The sequence below is a fragment of the Synechococcus sp. HK05 genome, from assembly GCF_019104765.1.
Taxonomy (GTDB): Bacteria; Cyanobacteriota; Cyanobacteriia; order PCC-6307; family Cyanobiaceae; genus Vulcanococcus.
Genome location: NZ_JAHRXJ010000009.1, coordinates 233,336 through 252,145, shown reverse-complemented (window position 1 = coordinate 252,145; position 18,810 = coordinate 233,336). Strand labels below are relative to the sequence as shown.

The 18,810-nt window shown below is 66.6% G+C and carries 21 protein-coding genes; 9 read left to right on the top strand and 12 right to left on the bottom strand.

Annotation, left to right across the window (positions count from 1 at the left end; all coding sequences use genetic code 11):
* The first annotated feature begins 16 nt into the window (after positions 1–16).
* Positions 17–391, top strand: a complete 375-nt coding sequence (locus KUL97_RS08150; protein ID WP_217796444.1) for a hypothetical protein — start codon at positions 17–19, stop codon at positions 389–391.
* Here the strand turns inward: KUL97_RS08150 and KUL97_RS08145 are convergent.
* Genes KUL97_RS08145 through KUL97_RS08135 form a run of 3 tightly spaced genes read right to left on the bottom strand, consistent with a single transcriptional unit; the run spans position 388 to position 1,311 of the window.
* Entirely contained in the window at positions 388–690 is a 303-nt protein-coding gene (locus tag KUL97_RS08145; RefSeq protein ID WP_217796443.1) for a hypothetical protein, read from the bottom strand. The genes KUL97_RS08150 and KUL97_RS08145 overlap by 4 nt on opposite strands.
* Before the next feature lie 34 nt (positions 691–724).
* Positions 725–1,006 carry a cell division protein SepF gene (locus KUL97_RS08140; protein ID WP_217796442.1) on the bottom strand — a complete coding sequence of 94 codons (282 nt, stop codon included), beginning with the start codon at positions 1,004–1,006 and terminating at the stop codon, positions 725–727.
* A gap of 50 nt (positions 1,007–1,056) precedes the next feature.
* Entirely contained in the window at positions 1,057–1,311 is a 255-nt protein-coding gene (locus KUL97_RS08135) for a hypothetical protein (RefSeq protein WP_217796441.1), read from the bottom strand.
* 119 nt (positions 1,312–1,430) lie between these two features.
* Here KUL97_RS08135 and KUL97_RS08130 point away from each other — a divergent pair, with 119 nt between their 5' ends.
* Positions 1,431–1,613, top strand: a complete 183-nt coding sequence (locus tag KUL97_RS08130; RefSeq protein ID WP_010303635.1) for a hypothetical protein — start codon at positions 1,431–1,433, stop codon at positions 1,611–1,613.
* Between the two features lie 19 nt (positions 1,614–1,632).
* Here the strand turns inward: KUL97_RS08130 and KUL97_RS08125 are convergent, their stop codons facing one another.
* A complete protein-coding gene (locus tag KUL97_RS08125; protein WP_217796439.1) occupies positions 1,633–2,109 on the bottom strand; it encodes a DUF427 domain-containing protein in 477 nt (158 codons plus the stop codon).
* A gap of 4 nt (positions 2,110–2,113) precedes the next feature.
* Positions 2,114–2,359: a Nif11-like leader peptide family RiPP precursor gene (locus tag KUL97_RS08120; RefSeq protein WP_217796514.1), complete on the bottom strand. Its 246-nt coding sequence runs from the start codon at positions 2,357–2,359 to the stop codon at positions 2,114–2,116.
* An 87-nt stretch (positions 2,360–2,446) separates the two neighbouring features.
* Here KUL97_RS08120 and KUL97_RS08115 point away from each other — a divergent pair, with 87 nt between their 5' ends.
* The gene (locus KUL97_RS08115; RefSeq protein ID WP_217796438.1) at positions 2,447–2,869 is read left to right on the top strand and encodes a hypothetical protein; all 423 of its coding nucleotides are present in this window, start codon (positions 2,447–2,449) and stop codon (positions 2,867–2,869) included.
* Positions 2,866–4,038, top strand: coding sequence for an aminotransferase class I/II-fold pyridoxal phosphate-dependent enzyme (locus tag KUL97_RS08110; RefSeq protein ID WP_217796437.1), 1,173 nt, complete (start codon positions 2,866–2,868; stop codon positions 4,036–4,038). Before KUL97_RS08115 ends, KUL97_RS08110 begins: the two co-directional genes overlap by 4 nt.
* An 11-nt stretch (positions 4,039–4,049) precedes the next feature.
* Here the strand turns inward: KUL97_RS08110 and KUL97_RS08105 are convergent, their stop codons facing one another.
* Genes KUL97_RS08105 through KUL97_RS08090 form a run of 4 tightly spaced genes read right to left on the bottom strand, consistent with a single transcriptional unit; the run spans position 4,050 to position 7,906 of the window.
* A complete protein-coding gene (locus KUL97_RS08105; protein WP_254896311.1) occupies positions 4,050–4,808 on the bottom strand; it encodes a putative 2OG-Fe(II) oxygenase in 759 nt (252 codons plus the stop codon).
* A 28-nt stretch (positions 4,809–4,836) separates the two neighbouring features.
* A complete protein-coding gene (locus tag KUL97_RS08100; protein WP_217796436.1) occupies positions 4,837–5,685 on the bottom strand; it encodes a carbohydrate ABC transporter permease in 849 nt (282 codons plus the stop codon).
* Positions 5,685–7,325, bottom strand: a complete 1,641-nt coding sequence (locus KUL97_RS08095) for a 2-isopropylmalate synthase (protein ID WP_217796435.1) — start codon at positions 7,323–7,325, stop codon at positions 5,685–5,687. Before KUL97_RS08095 ends, KUL97_RS08100 begins: the two co-directional genes overlap by 1 nt.
* 53 nt (positions 7,326–7,378) lie before the next feature.
* Positions 7,379–7,906 carry an NYN domain-containing protein gene (locus KUL97_RS08090; RefSeq protein WP_217796434.1) on the bottom strand — a complete coding sequence of 176 codons (528 nt, stop codon included), beginning with the start codon at positions 7,904–7,906 and terminating at the stop codon, positions 7,379–7,381.
* A gap of 66 nt (positions 7,907–7,972) precedes the next feature.
* On the opposite strand from KUL97_RS08090, the gene KUL97_RS08085 reads away from it, so the two are divergent.
* Complete coding sequence (locus KUL97_RS08085; RefSeq protein ID WP_217796433.1) at positions 7,973–9,580, top strand: glycoside hydrolase family 57 protein; 1,608 nt, start codon at positions 7,973–7,975, stop codon at positions 9,578–9,580.
* Positions 9,581–9,708: 128 nt separating this feature from the next.
* Complete coding sequence (gene arsS, locus KUL97_RS08080) at positions 9,709–10,599, top strand: arsenosugar biosynthesis radical SAM (seleno)protein ArsS (protein ID WP_368656121.1); 891 nt, start codon at positions 9,709–9,711, stop codon at positions 10,597–10,599.
* Here the strand turns inward: arsS and crtL are convergent.
* Genes crtL through gyrA form a run of 3 tightly spaced genes read right to left on the bottom strand, consistent with a single transcriptional unit; the run spans position 10,589 to position 15,619 of the window.
* Complete coding sequence (gene crtL / locus KUL97_RS08075) at positions 10,589–11,848, bottom strand: lycopene beta cyclase (RefSeq protein WP_217796432.1); 1,260 nt, start codon at positions 11,846–11,848, stop codon at positions 10,589–10,591. The genes arsS and crtL overlap by 11 nt on opposite strands.
* Positions 11,848–12,981 carry a hypothetical protein gene (locus tag KUL97_RS08070; protein ID WP_217796431.1) on the bottom strand — a complete coding sequence of 378 codons (1,134 nt, stop codon included), beginning with the start codon at positions 12,979–12,981 and terminating at the stop codon, positions 11,848–11,850. The genes crtL and KUL97_RS08070 overlap by 1 nt, the downstream gene beginning before the upstream one ends.
* Positions 12,974–15,619, bottom strand: a complete 2,646-nt coding sequence (gene gyrA, locus KUL97_RS08065; protein WP_217796430.1) for a DNA gyrase subunit A — start codon at positions 15,617–15,619, stop codon at positions 12,974–12,976. Before gyrA ends, KUL97_RS08070 begins: the two co-directional genes overlap by 8 nt.
* 45 nt (positions 15,620–15,664) lie before the next feature.
* Here gyrA and KUL97_RS08060 point away from each other — a divergent pair, with 45 nt between their 5' ends.
* From KUL97_RS08060 to KUL97_RS08050, 3 genes are read left to right on the top strand one after another with little or no spacing between them, the layout of a single operon-like run.
* Entirely contained in the window at positions 15,665–16,807 is a 1,143-nt protein-coding gene (locus KUL97_RS08060; RefSeq protein WP_368656120.1) for a homocysteine biosynthesis protein, read from the top strand.
* Between the two features lie 53 nt (positions 16,808–16,860).
* On the top strand, positions 16,861–17,499 hold the full coding sequence (locus KUL97_RS08055; RefSeq protein ID WP_217796429.1) for a CAAD domain-containing protein: 639 nt from the start codon (positions 16,861–16,863) through the stop codon (positions 17,497–17,499).
* A 59-nt stretch (positions 17,500–17,558) separates the two neighbouring features.
* Positions 17,559–18,722, top strand: coding sequence for a GuaB3 family IMP dehydrogenase-related protein (locus KUL97_RS08050; RefSeq protein ID WP_010303668.1), 1,164 nt, complete (start codon positions 17,559–17,561; stop codon positions 18,720–18,722).
* Positions 18,723–18,810 lie beyond the last annotated feature (88 nt).

The window sequence follows — 18,810 nt, the reverse complement described above, 5'->3', positions numbered from 1 at the left end:
CAACCGCCCCGGCCTGATGGCTCTGGATCGCTTCAAGCAGGCCCTGGCGGCGCTGCTGGATCAGGCCCCCAGCGATCCGCTGGAGCGCGATGAATACTTCGAGCTGCACACCCTGCCCACCGCTGGCGGCAGCGGCTTTGAGGTGGTGATCTGCGATGAAGACCACGAGATCTTCGCGGCGATCTACACCGATCGCCTGTTTGAAGAAGGCGAAGCCGGCCAGGAGGAGGTGGAAGCGCTGGTGCCCGCCTTCCTTGAGCAGGCTTTTGGCCTGGAGGCAGGTGAATGGGAAGCCACCGAACCGTTTGATCTGGGCTGGCGCAGCCGCGAATACCTCTGGTTTATGGAGTTCCGCGTGCCCGGGCTCACCCCCACCTGCAGTTTCGACTAGCGCTCCAGCTGCAACACCTGCAGCTCCTGGCGCGGGCGGCTGATCAACAGCAGTGCCCCCGGCCCCTCCGGCCAGGGCAAACCGGTGGCACGGCGCAAGGCCGTGCGCTCCACCAAGCCCATGCCACAGGTTTCCACAAGCAAGGCCGGCAAGGTGCTGGCGCTGCCGCGCATGGCCTGAAGATCCAGGGCCTGCTGGGCGGCTCGGGTACTGCGCTCGATGCCCAACCGCTCCACCAGTTCACCCCAGAGGTGATTCACCGGCAAGCACGCCGCCAGATCCAGATCGCTCACATCCATGCCACCGCCCGCTGCCTCAGCCCAGCTTGCCGGTTCAGTCGCGGTGCAGTTGCACGAAGTGGGGGGCAAACAGGAGCACCCGCTCCCCCAGGCGCTCCTGTTGGGCATCGAGAGCGAAGGCGCCACCGGCCATGAAATCAGCAGCCCGCTGCATCTGATCAGCGGGAAGACTGGAGAGATTGAGCAACACCGTGGCGTGATCCCGCAAAGCGAGCACCGCCTCCTGCACGCCTTCAAGGCTGGTGGGCTGGATCAACACCACCTCCGCCCCCCAGGCCTGGGGGTTTAAAGCGGCATCAGGGAAGAAGGGATCCATTGCCGCAGCGTGGCGGCTCTTGGGGGCTTCCGCCAGAGGTGCTGCGCCGTTCAGGCTTGATCCGGCGCAAACCGCTCCAGCATGTCTTGGGTGGGATGAATGGTTTCGAGCTCGTCTTCGTTGTCGAGGAAGGCGTCAAAGGAGGTGTAGCGGCGGATGCAGGGCGGCGCTTGATCGGCATCGGCAAACACCTGCTCCCAGCTCAACTCCTTGGGCTTGATCTCCTGAAAATTGAGCAGCGCTTCTTCGAGATCGCCGGCATCACCGACACCCTCCCCCTGCCAGATCAATTCATAGAAGGTCATACCCAACGGGGCTGCTCCCACTAGCAGAGCATGACGCGCCTGTGAGGTAACAACGCATCACAGCCACCAGACACCCCGGCCACCCTCCCTAGCGTTCGCCCATCGCAACGGCTTGACCCATGAGCATCGGCGAAGTGTTTCTGGAGAGCGTCTCCACCGGCGTGATCACCAATGAGGAGATCGCCTGGATCACAAGCATGCAGGCCCAGTTCAACCGGGCCGAAGAAGCGGTGGCCCTGAAACTGGGGCGCCTGCTCGACAACGGCGCGATTCAGATCGGCTGCCGGTTGCTGCAGGCCTGAGGGCAACACGGAAAGCAGTTCAGATCAGCTCAGGATGGGCTGGGTCGCCCTTGAAGGGCCCTTCCAGCGCAGAGGTGATCCAGCCGCCATAGAAGCCACCGGGTTGCGGCAGCACCCGTTCGCCATCCACCCAGCAGCCGTCCATCCGGCCGGGATAGAGGGCAAACCACCCCGCTAACGCCGCAAAGGCTGAGGTGGGATCGGCGTAGCTCCACACCGCCCGCTCGAGGCGCTGATCCCCCACCACCACGCTGAAGTAGCTGGCTACACCCTTCCATTCGCAGAAGCTGCGGCCCGCTGCGGGCTCCAGCCACTCCAAACGCATCGCTTCAGGCGGCAGGTAATAGGTGGGGGGATGAAAGGTTTCGAGCACACGCAGGCTGTGGCGGGTCTGCGCCAGCAGCTGTCCCAGGGCCCGCACCTCGATCAACTGCTCACTCACCACCAGGGCCGGCGGCCTGGGGTAATCAGCCACACGCTCGCGCATCACGGCCATCCGATCAGCCGGGGATGAAATGGCGCAGCCGACGGGCTTCTTCACCGGCCCGGCGTTGCAATTCGGCATCGCTCAAATGCGCTTCCTCACGCAGTTGCGCCTCAATCACGTCTTGCTCGCTCAGGGCAAAGCCCTCCGCCTGGGCGAGCTGCAGCAGATCCTCCAAATCCAGCGGCTGCTGCAATCGCTCCGCCAACTGGGGCTGCTGGCGGGCGTGGGCGAGGAAGGCGTCGAGCTGTTGGAGCGACACAGACAAACCGGAACTGGCGCTGTCCTAGCCAAAAGCCTCGCCAAGGGAGACGGCGCGTTCCAAACTTGATGGATCCGAAGCCGCTCCATGAGCACCAGCAGCCCGCAGGCCCCCTTGCCCACCTGGATGCGCCGCACCGGTGCCGGCCTCACCGCCTTGGTGGCTGTGCTGTTCGTGGTGCTGCTGATCCAGGTGCGCCAGCAGGGTGCACGCCTGCAAACCCTCCAGGACAAGGTGCAGACCCTGGAGAACGAAAAGGACCTCGATCGCACCAACGCCCTGGAAGAGCAGGTGCGCTCTACAGCGGAGCGCCTGCAGAACCTGGAGGGCCTGGAGCAAAGCGTGCAGGCCCTCAGAAGTGAGCAGGCCAGCCTGCGGGCCCAGCTGCGCAGCCAGGAGCGGGAGCCCCAGTTCCCTCTCGATACCGGCCTGGATCTCAACAACCGCAACACCAAGCCCAAAGCCGGGCGCCTTCCGTCGTTGCCGCCGCTGCCCAACAGCCAGGAATGACGCCCGCGGCCGCCGCTCGCCGGCTGAGCCTCGTGCAACAGCCAGTGATCCCAGTGATGGGGCAGCTGATCCAGCAGACCCCCGGCACCCTCTCGCTCGGCCAGGGGATGGTGAGCTGGGGCCCACCGCCCCAAGCCCTGGAGGCCGTTGCCGCAGCCCTCAGCCATGGGGATGCCTCGCTCCATCGCTATGGCCCAGTGGCCGGCTCCGAGACCCTGCGTGAGGCGTTGGGGCGATGGCTACAGCGCGAGCAGGATCTGGATCTGAGCGCGAGCGCGCTGCTGATCACCGCCGGCAGCAACATGGCCTTCAACGCCGTGGTGCAGGTGCTCTGCGACCCCGGCGATGAGCTGATCCTGCCGGTTCCCTACTACTTCAACCACGAGATGGCGATCCGCCTGGCGGGCGGCACGCCCGTTGCAGTGGAGGCGGGCGTGGTGCCGGATCCGGAGCGCCTGGCCGCAGCGATCACCCCGCGCACCCGCGCGATCGTGACCATCTCCCCCAACAACCCCAGCGGAGCGGTGTTCCCGCGGGATGTGCTGGCGGCAATCAATCGCCTCTGCGCCGAGCGCGGACTGCTGCACATCAGCGATGAGGCCTACGCGTTGTTCAGCTACGGCGGCGAATCGGTGTGGAGTCCCGGCAGCTGTTCAGGCAGCGGCAGCCACACGATCACGCTGGGCTCGCTCTCCAAAAGCCATGGCATGGCGGGCTGGCGCATCGGCTGGGCGGTGGTGCCGCAGACCCTGATGGCCGATCTGGCCAAGGTGCAGGACACGATCCTGATCCACCCGCCCCAACTCAACCAGCAGGCCGCCATCGGGGCCTTAGCGCCCGGCGCGGATTGGTGCCGCGGCCAGATCCAGGGCCTCGCCACCCGCCGCCACCAGGTCCTGGATGCACTCAGCCGGCCGGCGGTTCCCTGGCGCCTGCTGGCCCAGCCGGATGGCGCGTTTTATGCCCTGCTGCAGCTCGAGAGCACGCTCAGCAGTGATCAGGCGATGGAGCGGCTGATCCGCCAGCACCGCGTAGCGCTGGTGAGCGGCAGCAGCTTCGGGCTGAGCGGCTGCTGTCTGCGGCTCAGCTACGGAATGCTCGATGCCGAGGAGCTCAGCGAGGCCCTAGAGCGCCTAGTGGTTGGCCTGTGGAGCCTGAGCCGAAGCTGAGCGCACTGCACTCAGCCGAAGCCGCCCGGCTTCTCCCGCCCCAGCGACAACGACACGTTGCCGTAAGCGGGGCGAACCTGGGAGGGCGGCGCGGCTCCAGGAGCAGCGCCGGCTGGCTGGGGCACGGCCACCACGTTGAAGGCCAGCGACCAGCGCTCGCCTTCACCGCGGAACGGTGCCACCGAATGGGGCTGCCAGGCCGGGAACACGTAAAACTCACCAGGCACCGGCAGCACGTATTTGGCCATGCCGGTGCGGAAGCTCTGGATGTGCCACTCCTCCGGGCCGTGGAAACACAGCTGCCCATCGAAGCTGTCGTTCACGATCTGGGGCGGCACCTGCAGAAACAGCACGCCCGAGAAGCTGCCGCCGTGGGTGTGGGTGGGGTTGTAGTCGCCAGCGCGCTGCACGTTCAGCCAGACATCGATCATCTGAAGCCGGTAGCGGCCCGGCGTCCAGGGGCCGCGGCCGTTGGGAGGCTGCTGATCGATCACATGGCGGATCCAGCGCTCACAGGCAGGAATCAGCACCGAGGCACACAGCTCCGCCACCGCCGGATACTGCGGCCCAAGCTCCCGCTGCAGCGCCAGCTGGCCCGCCAATTTGGGGGAGGCATCCGGGGTGGAGCCGGGGTCAGCTAACACCTGCTGAGCCAAGTGCTGCAGACCCTCGAGCAATTGAGGCTCCAGGGTTCCCTTCAGGAGGTAGCGGGGGAACAGGCTGAGCACTTCCATGCTGGTGGAGGCATCGGCGTTGCTGGGCTGGGCCATGCGCGTGGAGCGGGCGGTGGCGGCAGCCTCAGCCTTTCACGGCATCGCCGCTGGCGCTCGGGAGGATGTACCGCTGCAGGCCGATGAACAGGGCCAGCACCGGCAGGATCGACACCACCGCACCCGCCGCCACCAATCGCCAGTCGAGCGAGAAGCTGCTGGCGAGCTGCTGCAAGCCCAGCGGCAGGGTGTAGAGGTTCGGGTCGTCGAGGATCACCAGGGGCCAGAGGAAATCACTCCAGGTGCCGATGAACACAAACATCGCCAGGGTGATCAGATCAGCCCGGGCGGCCGGAATCATCACGTTCCACCACTCACCGAGCGGCGTGCAGCCATCGATGCGAGCGGCCTCTTCCAGTTCCACCGGCACACCGGCAAAGCTTTGGCGCAGCAGAAAGATGCCGAAGGCGGTGGCGGCCTGGGGAATGATCAGCGCCCAGAGGGTGTTGCGCAGCCCCAGCTGCACCATCAAGAGATAGAGCGGGATCATCACCACCTGGAAGGGGATCAGGATCGTGGCCACTACCAGGGCCAGCACCAGCCCCCGCCCGGCGAAGCGCATCCGCGCCAGCGGATACGCCGCCAAGGAGCAAAAGAGCAGATTGGCAAGCACCGCCAGGCCGCTCACAATGGCGCTGTTGCGGATGTAGCCCAGCATCGGGTTGTCGGCGAACAACCGCTGGTAGGCCTCCAGGCTGGGCTGGCTGGGCAGCAGAGCCGGCGGCGTGGTGAAGATGTTTTCGGCCGGCCCCTTCAGCGAGGTGCTCACCAGCCAGAACAGCGGCACCAGCATCGCCACCGCGATCAGCAGCAGCACCGCCAGCTGCAGGCCGCTGGCAAGCAGTGTGCGGGGCCTACCGCTCGCGGGATGAGCCATCAGAGGCGCGGCCGCTCTGCCGGGGCAACATCACCCACGGGCAGGGGAGCCTTCTGGGGATGCAGCGGTGAGCGCTGGCTGCCGGCCACCAGACGGTTGAGCGCATTCACAAACGCTTGGGCTGCGGCCACAACGATGTCGGTGTCGGCGGCGTGGCCGGAATAGAGCACCCCATCCGCGCGCAGGCGGATGGTCACCTCACCCATGGCATCGATGCCCTCGGTGACCGACTTCACCGAGAACTCCACCAGTTCATTGGGCACGCGGGCCAGCTGATTGAGGGCCTGGCAGACCGCATCCACCGGGCCCGTGCCGATGGCCGCTTCTGTGAGTTCAGCACCATCGCTGTTCACCAGGGTGACCGTGGCGGTGGGCTGCAGGCTGGTGCCGGTGCTCACCTGCACCAGCTTGAGGCTGTAGCTGGGTTCAGCCTGTTGCCGCACCTGCTCACTCACGATCGCCTCCAGATCGCGGTCGGAAATTTCGCGCTTGCGATCCGCCAGCTCCTTGAAGCGGGCGAAGGCATCGTCGAGATCGTTGCGCTCGAGGTTGTAACCGAGCTCTTCGAGGCGGGCGCGGAAGGCACTGCGGCCGCTCAGCTTGCCCAGAGAAATGCGGTTGTCGGCCAGGCCGATCGTGCGCGCATCGATGATTTCGTAGGTGAGGCGGTTCTTGAGCACACCGTCCTGGTGGATGCCGCTCTCATGGGCGAAGGCATTAGCCCCCACGATCGCCTTATTGGGCTGTACCGCCATGCCGGTGAGCTTGCTCACCAGGCGCGAGGTTTTGTAGATCTCCTCCGTGCGCACGCCCGTGAGGGGCTCGCTGCTGTCTGCCGGACGGCCCAGGAACGGGTTGTAGTAGCTGCGGCGCACGTGCAGTGCCATCACCAGCTCTTCAAGCGAGGCGTTGCCGGCCCGCTCGCCGATGCCGTTGATCGTGCACTCCAGCTGGCGGGCGCCGTTCTTCACGGCCTCAAGGAAGTTGGCCACGGCCAGGCCCAGGTCGTTGTGGCCGTGCACGGAGATCACCGCCTGATCAATGTTGGGCACATGGCGGTTGATGCCATCGATCAAGGCACCGAATTCCGCGGGAGTGGTGTAACCCACCGTGTCGGGAATGTTGATCGTGGTCGCGCCGGCGGCGATCGCGGCCTCGATCACCTGATACATGAACTCCGGATCGGAGCGGCCAGCGTCCTCGCAGGAGAACTCCACGTCGTCAACGAGGGAGCGGGCATAAGCCACCATCTCGCCGGCAATCTGCAGCACCTCGGCGCGGCTCTTGCGCAGCTTGTGCTCGAGGTGGATATCGCTGGTGGCGATGAAGGTGTGGATGCGGCGGTTGGCGGCGGGCGCCACGGCCTCGGCGCAGGCCTTGATATCGCCCTTAGCGGCGCGGGCCAGGCCACAGATCACCGGGCCATCGGGCGTGCCCACGGTGGAAGCGATGCGCTGCACGGCGTTGAAATCGCCGGGGCTGGCAAAGGGAAAGCCGGCCTCAATGATGTCGACGCCCAGGCGAGCCAGCTGCTGCGCGATCGCCAGCTTCTCCTCGAGATTGAGGCTGGCACCAGGGGACTGCTCCCCATCACGCAGGGTGGTATCGAAGATCAATACCCGGCCGGGGTCGCGAGCCATGGCGGCTACAAGTCGGAATGGTTATGAGTTAGCCCCACTTTAGGGCTGAGGGCTCAGCTGCGGCCAAAGGCCGGGGGCTGCTGCTCGGTTTTCTCCAGCTGCGGCCGCAGCTCCGCCAGATCGAGGAAACGGTCCGCGGCGTTGCGCAGCTCCCGAGGCACCATGCCATCGGTGCTCACCAACACCACCTTCAGACCTTTGATCCGCAGCACCTCCACCAGGCGCTCCAAGTCGCGGCTGCCGCTCAACAGCCACACTTCATCGGTGCGGTGGGCGATCGCCAACAGATCAATGGCAATCTCCACATCCAGATTGGCTCTGGCGAACTGGCGCTGATCCGCCTCTCCTCCCACCTCCCGCAGAGGCTTGGTGCGCACGGTGAACCCCAGACTGGTGAGGGCGTCGCGGAAGGGGCGCTGGTCGGTGGGGTCTTTCAGGCCGGTGTACCAGAAGGCGCTGCTGATCTCCACACCGGGTGCAGCCGTGGCGTACGCCAGCAGGCGGCGGGGGTCGAAAAACCAGCCCAGCTTCTGCTGCACGTAGAACATGCTGTGGCCGTCGACCGCCAGAGCCAGCTGCATCGCTGCCGAATCACTGGTGCGAGCCTAAAAGCAGCGCGTAAAGTCGCCCTACTCTGAGCTGGGACCTTGGCCAGCGGCGCACTGGCCACGGAGACCACCAGCCACGGCGACCTCGCCCTGGTGCTGCACGCGCATCTGCCCTACGTGCACTCCAGCGAGCCCGGTTCGCTGGAGGAAGACTGGTACTTCCAGGCGCTGCTGGAGTGCTACCTGCCCCTGCTCGATGTGTTGGAGGCGGCCGCCGCCGATCCCAACCAGCGGCCGCGCCTGAGCATGGGGCTCTCGCCCACGCTGCTGTCGCTCCTCAGCAGCCCCGACCTGAGCGAGCGCTTCGGGCCCTGGCTGGCGGTGCGGCAGGAGCTGCTGCTGCAGGCACCCGCCGGTTTCGAGGCCGCCGCGGCTGATCTGGCGCAACAGCTGAGCGGTGCCGCAGCGGCCTGGCAGCGCTGCGGCGGCAACCTGCTGCCCCGTTTCCAGCGGCTGCAGCAGGCCGGAGTGCTGGATCTGCTCACCTGCGCCGCCACCCACGGCTACCTGCCGCTGCTGCGGGATTGCCCGGAAGCGGTGCGGGCCCAGCTGCTCACCGCCGTGCGCGAGCACCAGCGCCTGCTGGGGGTGCGCCCTCAAGGCATCTGGCTGCCGGAATGTGCCTACTACGAGGGCCTCGATCGCCTGCTGGTGAGCTGCGGTCTGCGCTACGCGATCCTCGATGCCCATGGCCTGCTGCATGGGCAACCCCGGCCCCGCTACGGGGTGTATGCCCCCATCTGCACGCCGGCAGGCATGGCCTTCTTCGGGCGCGACAGCGAATCCACCCTGCCGGTGTGGAGCGCCCGCGACGGCTATCCCGGCGATGCCAGTTACCGCGAATTCCACCGCGATCTGGGCTGGGATCTGCCCGACGGCGAACTGGAGCAACGCGGCATCAACTGCCGCCGGCCCCTGGGCCTCAAGCTGCACCGGGTGAGCAGCCGCGACTGCGGCCTCGATGGCAAGCAGCCCTATGAGCCGGCGGCCGCCCACGCCAGCGTGCGCCGCGATGCCTCCCACTACCTGCAGGGCCGCTCCCAGCACCTCCAACACCTGCAGGGCGCCATGGAGCGTGCGCCGCTGCTGGTGGCGCCCTTCGATGCCGAGCTGTTCGGCCACTGGTGGTTTGAAGGGCCGCGCTTCCTGGCCGAGCTGTTCCGCCAGGCGCCCGCGAGCGGCGTTGGGCTCACCACCCTGCGCGACACCCTGAGCCGCGGCGACAGCCTGCAGCTCTGCCAGCCCTCCCCCTCCAGCTGGGGCCAGGGCGGCTACCACAACTATTGGCTCAACGACAGCAACGCCTGGGTGATTCCGGAGTGGAACCGCGCCTCACGGGCGATGGTGCAGCGGGTGAGCCGCGGCGTGGGCAGCGAACAGGCCCGGGAGCTGCTGAATCAGGCCGGCCGTGAGCTGCTGCTGGCCCAGAGCTCTGATTGGAGCTTCATCCTCCGGGCCGGCACCACCACTGAACTGGCCCGCGAGCGGATCGAACGCCATCTGGGCCGTTTCTGGCAGCTGCTGGGAGCCATCGATGGCGCGGTGGAGCTGCCGGAGGGCTGGCTTGAGGCCGTCCGCGCCGAAGACGCGCTGTTCCCGCTGATCAACGCCGCAGACTGGGCGCAGATCCCAACAGCTGCACCCTGACCTCCACCGCCGCGCTCGCCCCGCATCAGCAACTGGACCTGCTGGCTCAGGCCCTGCCCGCGGAGCAGCACTTCGAAGCGAGCCTGCGTCAACGCCAACTCAGCACGCCGCAGCGGAGCGGCCTGCGGGTGCTGCAGCTCAACCTGGGCAAGCTCTGCAACATGCGTTGCAGCCACTGCCATGTGGATGCAGGCCCCCATCAAGGCCACACCCTGATGCCTGATGCGGTGGTGGAGCAGTGCATCGCGGCGATGGGGCGGCTGCAGCCGGCGGTGGTGGATCTCACCGGCGGTGCTCCAGAGCTGCATCCACGTTTCAAGGAGTTGGTGCTGGCGGCCCGGGCCCAGGGCTGCCATGTGATCGATCGCTGCAACCTCACGGTGCTGCTGCTGCCGGCGCTGCGGGATCTGGCGGCCTTCCTGGCAGAGCACGAGGTGGAGATCGTGGCGAGCCTGCCGCAGCCGGAAGCCGAGAGCACCGATGCCCAGCGCGGCGATGGCACCTGGGAGGCGTCGATCGAGGCGCTGAAGCGGCTCAACCAGCTGGGATACGGCCACGGTGATCCCAAGCGGCAGCTCACGCTGATGAGCAATCCAGCCGGCACCCGCCTGCAGCAGCTCACCCCATGCGACACGGCCCAGTGGAAACGCCGCCTCAAGGAGCTGGCGGGGGTGCAGTTCGATCAACTGATCGGCCTCAACAACATGCCGATCGCCCGCTTCCTGGAGCAACTGCAGCGCGATGGCCATGTGAACTGCTACCTGAAGCTGCTCGAGGGCGCCTTGAACCCCGAAGCCCTGAACGGCCTGATGTGCCGCGACACGCTTTCGGTGGCCGCCGACGGCCAGCTGTTCGACTGCGATTTCAACCAGATGCTCGAGCTGCCTCTCGGCGGGACCCCAACCACCATTGCGACGATCACGCGCGAACAGCTCGAACAGCGAGGGATTCGCTGGGGCAACCACTGCTTTGGTTGCACCGCCGGCCAGGGCAGCTCCTGTGCCGGCGCTACGGCCTGAGCATCCGCAGACCGAGCTGCAACTCCCGGCCCTGCATCAACATCAGCCCCGCCTTCACGCTCCAGGGCGCCAACACAAACAAACGCACCATCGCGGCAATCAAGGCCGGCAGGCTGAGGGTGTTGGTGAGAAAGCCAAACCACTGCTCGCGCGGCAAGGAAAAGAAGGTGGTGAAGTGAGCGCGCAGCTGCGGCTCGGAAAAGCGCATCAACTTCTCCAGGCCAAAGCGGTAGAGCGCATGCCGGCGCTGCAGCTCCACAGGCCAGAGGGCCTGCCAGGCCCGAAGAGCCAACTCCTGGCCTCCTGCATTGGGATCCTTCAGCCCAGCAGCGATTGCATCCGCCAAGGCCGGCGCGCGCCGCAGCAGCGATCCCACCATGTAGCCCGAGGCTGGGTGCACCATCGAGGCGGAGCCACCGAAACCCACCACCCGCTGCTGCAGATCCGGCAGCGGCAGATTCATCGGGAACAGGCAGAACTCCTCGTGCTGCACCTCCTCCACGCTGATGCCGCGCAGAGCCAAGCGCCGCTGCAGCCGATCTTTGAGCACGTCGTAAGGAACAGCCGGTGCCAGGGCAAGGGATGTTTCCTCCACGAAGAACACCCCCTCGCCGAAATCCATGGCGTAAAGAAACGTGGGTGGTGCGCAGCGCCGCTCCGCCTCACTGAGGTGATCACAGCGGTAATCCATCAGCACGAACTGGCCGGGATCCACCGGCGGCGCTGAAAAGCGCCCCACGATCCCGTAAGCGGCCTGGCCTGCCACCGGCCCCTCATCGGGGCGCTGCACGAAGGGGGAGTGATGGCCACTGGCATCGATCACCAACCTTGCCCGCAGGCGCTTACCCGCCTCGCTGATCACCACCGAACCTTCAGCGTCGTGCTCAATGGCAGCCGCACGCCCGCGCATCCACGGCATGCCAGCGCTTTGGCAGGGCTGCCACCAGTGCTGCTGCAGAGCTGTTTTGTCGAACAGGCCGTAGTCAAGGCCGTGGGCCACGGCGCCAGTGGTGAGCCGATCGCCGAAATAACTGCGGGTGTCGTGCCAGCGATGGCCCAAAAGATGCTGCAGGCCAAGCGCGTCCACCTCCGGGCCCCAAATGCCGTAGGTGTTGGGCCAGGGGGTAGCTGGATCTTCGGGCGCCAAGCCCTGTACCGCCACGCCCCGATCGCAGAGGGCAGCCGCGATGCAAAGGGCTGCCGGACCGGCACCAAGCACCAACACGTCGATCGAAGTGGATTGCGCCATCAGATCTGCACCTCCAGCACCGCTCGGTTATTGGCCTGAAGCGCCTCGCGATCGAGAATTTGCCGCTCGGGATCAGCGATCACCTCAAGGCGATGCCCCCCTGGAGGCAGATCCAGGGGCACGCTGAACTGCTCGCTCGCGCCTGCCGCGAGCCACGGCAAGCGCAGATAACGATGGCCGGAGTAGCGATCGTTCACCACCACGGCAACCCCCACATCGCTCACATCCATCGAGCCAAGGTTCACCACACGGAAGCAGGCGGCACCCGCCTCGAAGCGCAGCTGCTCAATCCCCAGATCACTCGCCAGCTGATGCACCTGCTGCAGCGGATACAGCGCCAGGCGCCGCACCGCCCGCAGCGCCGTGCCGGGGTGCTCGTGATGCAGATGGCCGCCATGGCACAGATCCACGCTGCAGCCATGAAGATGCAGGTGAGCGCCCTCGGCGGGGATGGTCACCCGGCCGGTGGCGGGATCGGTGTCAAAAAAGCCGCAACACTCCCATTGCAGCGAGCGCCCCAGATAGCGAATCGGGTCGGCGGGATCGCCAGGGTCGTGCTCGGCGAGGCGGTAGTGCTGCAGCAGTTGATAGATGCTGCGGCTGGCGGTGCCCTCACTGGCCGCACTGCTGGCAATGGCCGTGTTGCGGCGCTGCTGCCCCATGCACAGCTTGGAGGCCACGGTGATCACGAGCGAACGCCACTCGAGCTCAGCCCTCACCCCATAGATCGGCGCCTCAGCCAGGCGCCCTTGCTGGCGCAGGTGGGCAATCGCCTCCCCCACCAGCTCCTGCAGCGGCATGCCGTCCACATCCCCCAGCTCAGCGGGATCCACCAGCACCTTGAGGGCCGCGGCATCGCCGCTGAAGCACACATAGGGAAAGTGAGCGCTGCCATCCCCGCTCTTAAGGGCGCGGATGCCGCCAGTACTGGCCTGGCATTTCCAGATGGTGGTGCTGCCGGCGGCGTTAGGCAGAAAGGTGAGCTCGCCGTTATCGATGCTGGTGGTGGTGCCCAAGCCGAGCACATCACCATCCAGGGCGATGGCCTCGAGGGGGAGGTGTTCATGCACATCCCCCTGGATCAGATCGCTCACCGTGTTGGCGATCCAGAGATCGCCGCGGTGATCAGGCATCGGCCACGGCGGTGGTGTCGGCAGAGGGATCGGTGGCGGGATCGGCTTCCTCCTCCTCCGGAGCGGGCGGCACCAGCACCACCTCCGAGAGGCGATCACCACTATCGAGGCGCTGCAGGCGCACGCCCGTGGCCGCCCGCGACTGCTGCGGCACTGCATCGGCCTGCATGCGCACGATCACGCCCTTCTCGCTCACCAGCAGCAGCTCTTCACCGGCACCGAGCACCTTGAGGCCCACCAGCACATCGCCATCGCGGCGGAACTTCATGCAACGCAGACCCATGCCGGCCCGCTTCTGCAAGCGGAACTGATCCACTGGCACCCGCTTACCGAGCCCGCTCGCGGACGCCACCAGCACCCAGGGGCCCTCGCTGGGCGCCACCTCTTCACTGTCTTCCTCATCGGCGGCAGCACTGCTGCTCTCCACCCGATCCGCCAGCTCCACAGGGAGCACATCCATGCTCACCAGCTGATCGCCCGGGCGCAGATTCATCGCGCGCACACCGCGAGCGGTGCGACCCAAGGGCCGCAGCTCTTCATCGCTGAGGCGGAAGTGGATCGTCATCCCATTGCGGGAGCCGATCAGCAGGCTGTCGCCGGGTTGGGCAAGACGAACCCAGGTGAGGGCATCGCCGTCCTCCAAAGAGATGGCGATCAGGCCGTTGGAGCGGATGTTGGCGAAGGCCGAGAGGCGTGTGCGCTTGATGTAGCCGCCGCTGGTGAGCATCACCAGCACGGCGTCTTCAGCGAATTCGCTCACCGCCAGCAGCGAGGTGATCTGCTCCTCGCGCGGAATCGGCAGCAATTGAACGATCGGCGTGCCCTTGGCGGTGCGACTGCATTGCGGCACCCGATAGGCCGGAACGGAGTACACCACACCGCGATCAGAGAAGAGCAGCAGGGAGTCGTGGTCGTTGCAGCTGATGAACAGCCGCACTGCCTCCTCACCCTGGCTGCGGGTTCCAGCCTTGCCGCGGGTGCCGCGGCTGGTGGCTTCGAATTCGCTCACCGGCATCCGCTTGAGATAGCCGTTTTCGGTGAGCAGCACCACCGAGCGCTCGTTGGCGATCAGGTCGATGTCTTCGAGGCCGCCTTCCACATCGAGGATTTCGGTGCGGCGAGGGGAGTCGTAGCGGGAGCGCAGCACTCCCAGCTCTTCGGTGATCAGCGCCAGCACCCGTTCCTTGCGGGCCAGGATGTCTTTGTAGTCGGTGATCTTGGCGAGCAGATCCTCGTGCTCGAGGCGGATCTTGTCTGCCTCCAGGGCCGTGAGGCGCCGCAACTGCATCTGCAGGATCGCGTCGGCCTGGATCTCGCTGAGCCCGAACTGCTCGATGAGCTGCGCGCGAGCGGTGGCGGTATCGGCCGCGCTGCGGATCAAGGCGATGATCGCGTCGAGGTTGTCGAGCGCAATCAGCAGGCCGAGCAGGATGTGGTCGCGCTCTTCGGCTTTGCGCAGCAGATAGCGGGTGCGGCGCTCGATCGTCTCGACGCGGAAGTCGAGGAACACCTCGAGCATCTTGCGCAGGGTGAGCAGCACCGGCTCGCCCTTCACCAGCGCCAGCATGTAGGCGCTGAAGTTGCTCTGCAGCGGGGTGAGTTTGAACAGGTTGTTGAGCACCACCTGCGGGTAGGCATCGCGCCGCAGCTCGATCACGATGCGCATGCCGTCGCGATCGGATTCATCGCGAATATCGGCGATGCCCTCCAGCTTCTTGTCGTTCACCAGCTCGGCGATGCGCTCGATCAACGCCGCCTTGTTGGTCTGATAGGGAAGTTCGGTGATGATCACCGCATCGCGATCGGGCCGGCCCTTGGCTTCGATCGTTTCGATGGAGGCCACGCCGCGCATGGTCACCGAACCGCGGCCGGTGCTGTACATCTCACGGATGCCGCTGCGGCCGAGGATCTGACCGCCGGTGGGGAAGTCGGGCCCCGGGATCAGCCGCATCAGTTCGCGATCCTCCAGCTCCGGGTTCTCGATCAGGGCCAGCAGGCCATCGATCAATTCGGTGAGGTTGTGGGGAGGGATGTTGGTGGCCATCCCCACGGCGATGCCGGTGGAGCCATTGAGCAGCAGCTGAGGGATGCGCGAGGGCATCACCGTGGGCTCCTGCTGCGAGCCGTCGAAGTTGTCGATGAAATCGACGGTTTCGCACTCGATGTCTTCGAGCAGGCTGTCGGTGGTGAGCGCCTGCAGCCGCGATTCGGTGTATCGCATGGCCGCCGGCGGATCGTTATCCACCGAACCGAAGTTGCCGTGCCCGTCGATCAGGGGCATGCGCATCGAGAAATCCTGCGCCATGCGCACCAGCGCGTCGTACACCGCGGTGTCGCCGTGGGGGTGGTACTTACCCAGCACCTCACCCACCACACGGGCACATTTCCGGTAAGGCCGGTCGCTGGTGAGACCCAGCTCGTACATCGCGTAGAGGATGCGGCGATGCACTGGCTTGAGGCCGTCGCGGGCATCGGGCAAGGCCCGGCCCACGATCACGCTCATCGCGTACTCCAGGTAGGAGCGCGACATCTCGTTGCGCAGGTCGGCCTGGATGATGCGGGTGTCGGAATCGCCTGGGCCGCCAGATCCGTCACCACCCCCGGGTGTCAACGCGCCGGGTTCGGTTGGATCCGCCATTCGACAGGACTTTGATTAGAACGCATTTTATCGGTTGTTGCGCCTGTGTCTGCCGCCCGCGGGGGTGCACCCGCTCGAAGCGAGTCTGAACTGATCGCTCTGCAGCAGCGCGGCGATCTGCAGGTCTGCACCGCAGCGCAATTCCACGATCGCGTGGCGGAACAGGGCCTCGAGCAGGCTTTTCGCCAAACCCATGTGGTGGCGGCGGGAGAAGCCGGATTCACCGCCCAAGCCTCCCTGGTGCTCCAACTCGGCCCCAGCGATCCACCGATGCGGATCGAGCGTTGCCGGCTCGGATCCGCCGAAGCCAGCGGCGGCCATGGCAACACCGATCTGGTGCTGCCGATGCAGGGCGGTGGCGCGGCGGCGCTTGAAGCCCTGCTGCAGGGGCAACGGCTGCCCTTCAGCGCCAGCGGCCTGGCCAGCCCCCAGCACCCGCGCCAGGAGCTGGAAACCCAGCTGTGCCTTGAGCAGATCGGCGCTGGTCAGGTGTTGTTGCACCGTGCCATCGCTGAAAACGGCGTGGTGGCCGTGAGCAGCCGCGAGGGCCTTACCCCCACCCCCTGGGGCCCCGTGCTGGGCCCGCTGGGCAGCGCCCTGTTCAGCTGCAGCGGCGCCGGCAGCATCGGGTTCACCATGCCTGGGCTGCATGCCCTCGGGCCAGGCTCACCGGTCTTGGTGGCCGGTGCCATCGGTTGGGTGAGCGGCGCTGGCGCCGGCCATCAGCCCAAGGTGCGGCGCCAGGCCAGCGGCCATGCCCTGAGCCCCGGAGCCAGCTGTGCGCTGAGCGTGGATCTGCACGGCTTGGAGCAGCGCTGGATTCGCGCTTGCCAACACCGGCAGGAGGGCAGCGGCCTGCTGGTGGCGGTGGCGGCGCCGGTGCCGCTGCTCAACCTGGCGATAGCCCGCCAGGCCGCCTGCACCAACGAGCACTTGCAGGCGCCGGTGCTGGATTACGGCGTGCCGCGCCGGGTGCGCCCCAGCCTGGGCAGCGTGAGCTACACCCAGCTGTTGAGCGGCCAGCTCATGGTGGGCGATCAACGCCTGCGGTGCGCACCAGCCCATAGCCCTCGCCTGGCCACCGAGATCGCTCTCGAGCTCAGCGAGCGGCTGCGCAGCGGCCGCTTCCCCCTTCGTCTGCCGCTGGTGGGCCTGGCGGAACGCCCGGCACTTCTGCCCCTGGAGTGAGCGCAACAGGAAATCAGCCGTAAGCTCCCCGGCTGAAGCTCTTGCCCCAAACCATGGCCGACGCTGCTGATCTCAAGCCTGACAGCGAGCAGCAGAGCGATCCCGTGGTGCAGGAAGACAACGCTGAAACCACGGCTGTGGAATCCGCCGCAGCTGCAGCTGTGGAAGCCTCCGCAACAGAAGAGACCACCATGGAGACCGCAGCCGTTGCGGCGGCCGAGCCCATTGCCGAGGCCGAGACAGCCGCTGCCCCAGAGCCCAGCCCCGCCGTAGCCGAACCGGCTGAACCTGAGCCCGCCCTGGAGGTTCCCACTGTGGCCAGCACCATCGAGGTGCCCGCCAGCCCGCAGATGCAGGCCCCTGCCAGCGATCAGGAGGGTGGCGAATGGGATCTGCTGGTGGAGAAAGTTCGCGCCTGGATCAGCAGCGGACAACTGCAGGAGCAGTGGCAAGCCGCCCGGACACCCCTGAGCCTGCTGGCCGGGTTGATTGCCGTGCTGCTGGTGCTGCGGGTGTATTCGGCCGTGCTGGGGGTGTTGGACAGCATTCCACTGCTGCCCGGGCTGCTCGAGCTGGCGGGCCTCGTGGCCGTGGTGCAATTCAGCCTCACCCGCCTGGTGCGCAGCAATGACCGCCGCCAGGTGATCGAGGGTGTGAAGCAGCGCTGGCAGAGCTTCCGCGGCCGCAGCTGAAGCCACCGGAACGCCATCGGGCCGGTTGATAGCTTGGCTCGATTGCGTTACGGAATTCGGTGGAGATTCAGCTCGGTCGTTCTCGCACTGTTCGCCGCGCCTACGGCATCGATGAGATCGCCCTGGTACCAGGCGGTCGCACCGTGGATCCGGCGGTGACTGACAGCAGCTGGACCCTGGGCGGTGTGACCCGCGAAATCCCGATCATCGCCAGCGCCATGGATGGCGTGGTGGACGTGGGCATGTGCGTGGAACTCACCAAGCAGGGTGCTCTCGGCGTGCTCAACCTCGAGGGCGTGCAATGCCGTTACGACGACCCCAACCCCGCCCTCGACCGCATCGCAGCGGTGGGCAAAGAGGAGTTCGTGCCGCTGATGCAGGAGCTCTACAGCCAGCCGGTGCGGGAAGACCTGATCCGCAAGCGGATCGCAGAGATCAAGGAACGGGGCGGCATTGCGGCGGTAAGCGCAACCCCTGTGGCCGCCCTGAAATTCGGCAAAGCCATCGCCGAAGCCGGCGCTGATCTGTTCTTCGTGCAGGCCACGGTGGTGAGCACCGAGCACATCGGCCCCGAAGGCCAGGAAAGCCTCGATCTCGAGGCCCTCTGCCGCGATTTCGGTGTGCCGGTGATCATCGGCAACTGTGTGACCTATGAGGTGGCCCTCAAGCTGATGCGCGCCGGCGCGGCCGGCGTGATGGTGGGCATCGGCCCCGGCGCCGCCTGCACCAGCCGCGGCGTGCTGGGGATTGGCATTCCTCAGGCCACTTCGGTGGCCGATTGCGCTGCTGCCCGCGACGACTACATGGCCGAGAGCGGCCGCTACGTGCCGATCGTGGCTGATGGCGGCATCGTCACCGGCGGTGACATCTGCAAGTGCCTGGCCTGCGGCGCCGATGCCGTGATGATCGGCTCTCCGATCGCCCGCGCCGCCGAGGCCCCTGGCCGCGGCTTCCACTGGGGCATGGCCACCCCGAGCCCGGTGCTGCCCCGCGGCACCCGCATCAAGGTGGGCACCACCGGCAGCCTCGAGAAAATCCTGCGCGGCCCTGCCTCCCTCGATGACGGCACCCAGAACCTGCTGGGCTGCATCCGCACCTCCATGGGCACCCTCGGTGCCCGCACCCTGAAGGAGATGCAACAGGTGGAAGTGGTGGTGGCGCCTTCACTGCTCACCGAAGGCAAGGTGTATCAGAAGGCCCAGCAACTGGGCATGGGCAAATAGGCCTGCTCCACAGCCGCTGAAGACAGCGGCGTTACCCTCATACCGTGCGGGCTCCGGCCCACACACTCCTCACACCCCCTGGCCCGGC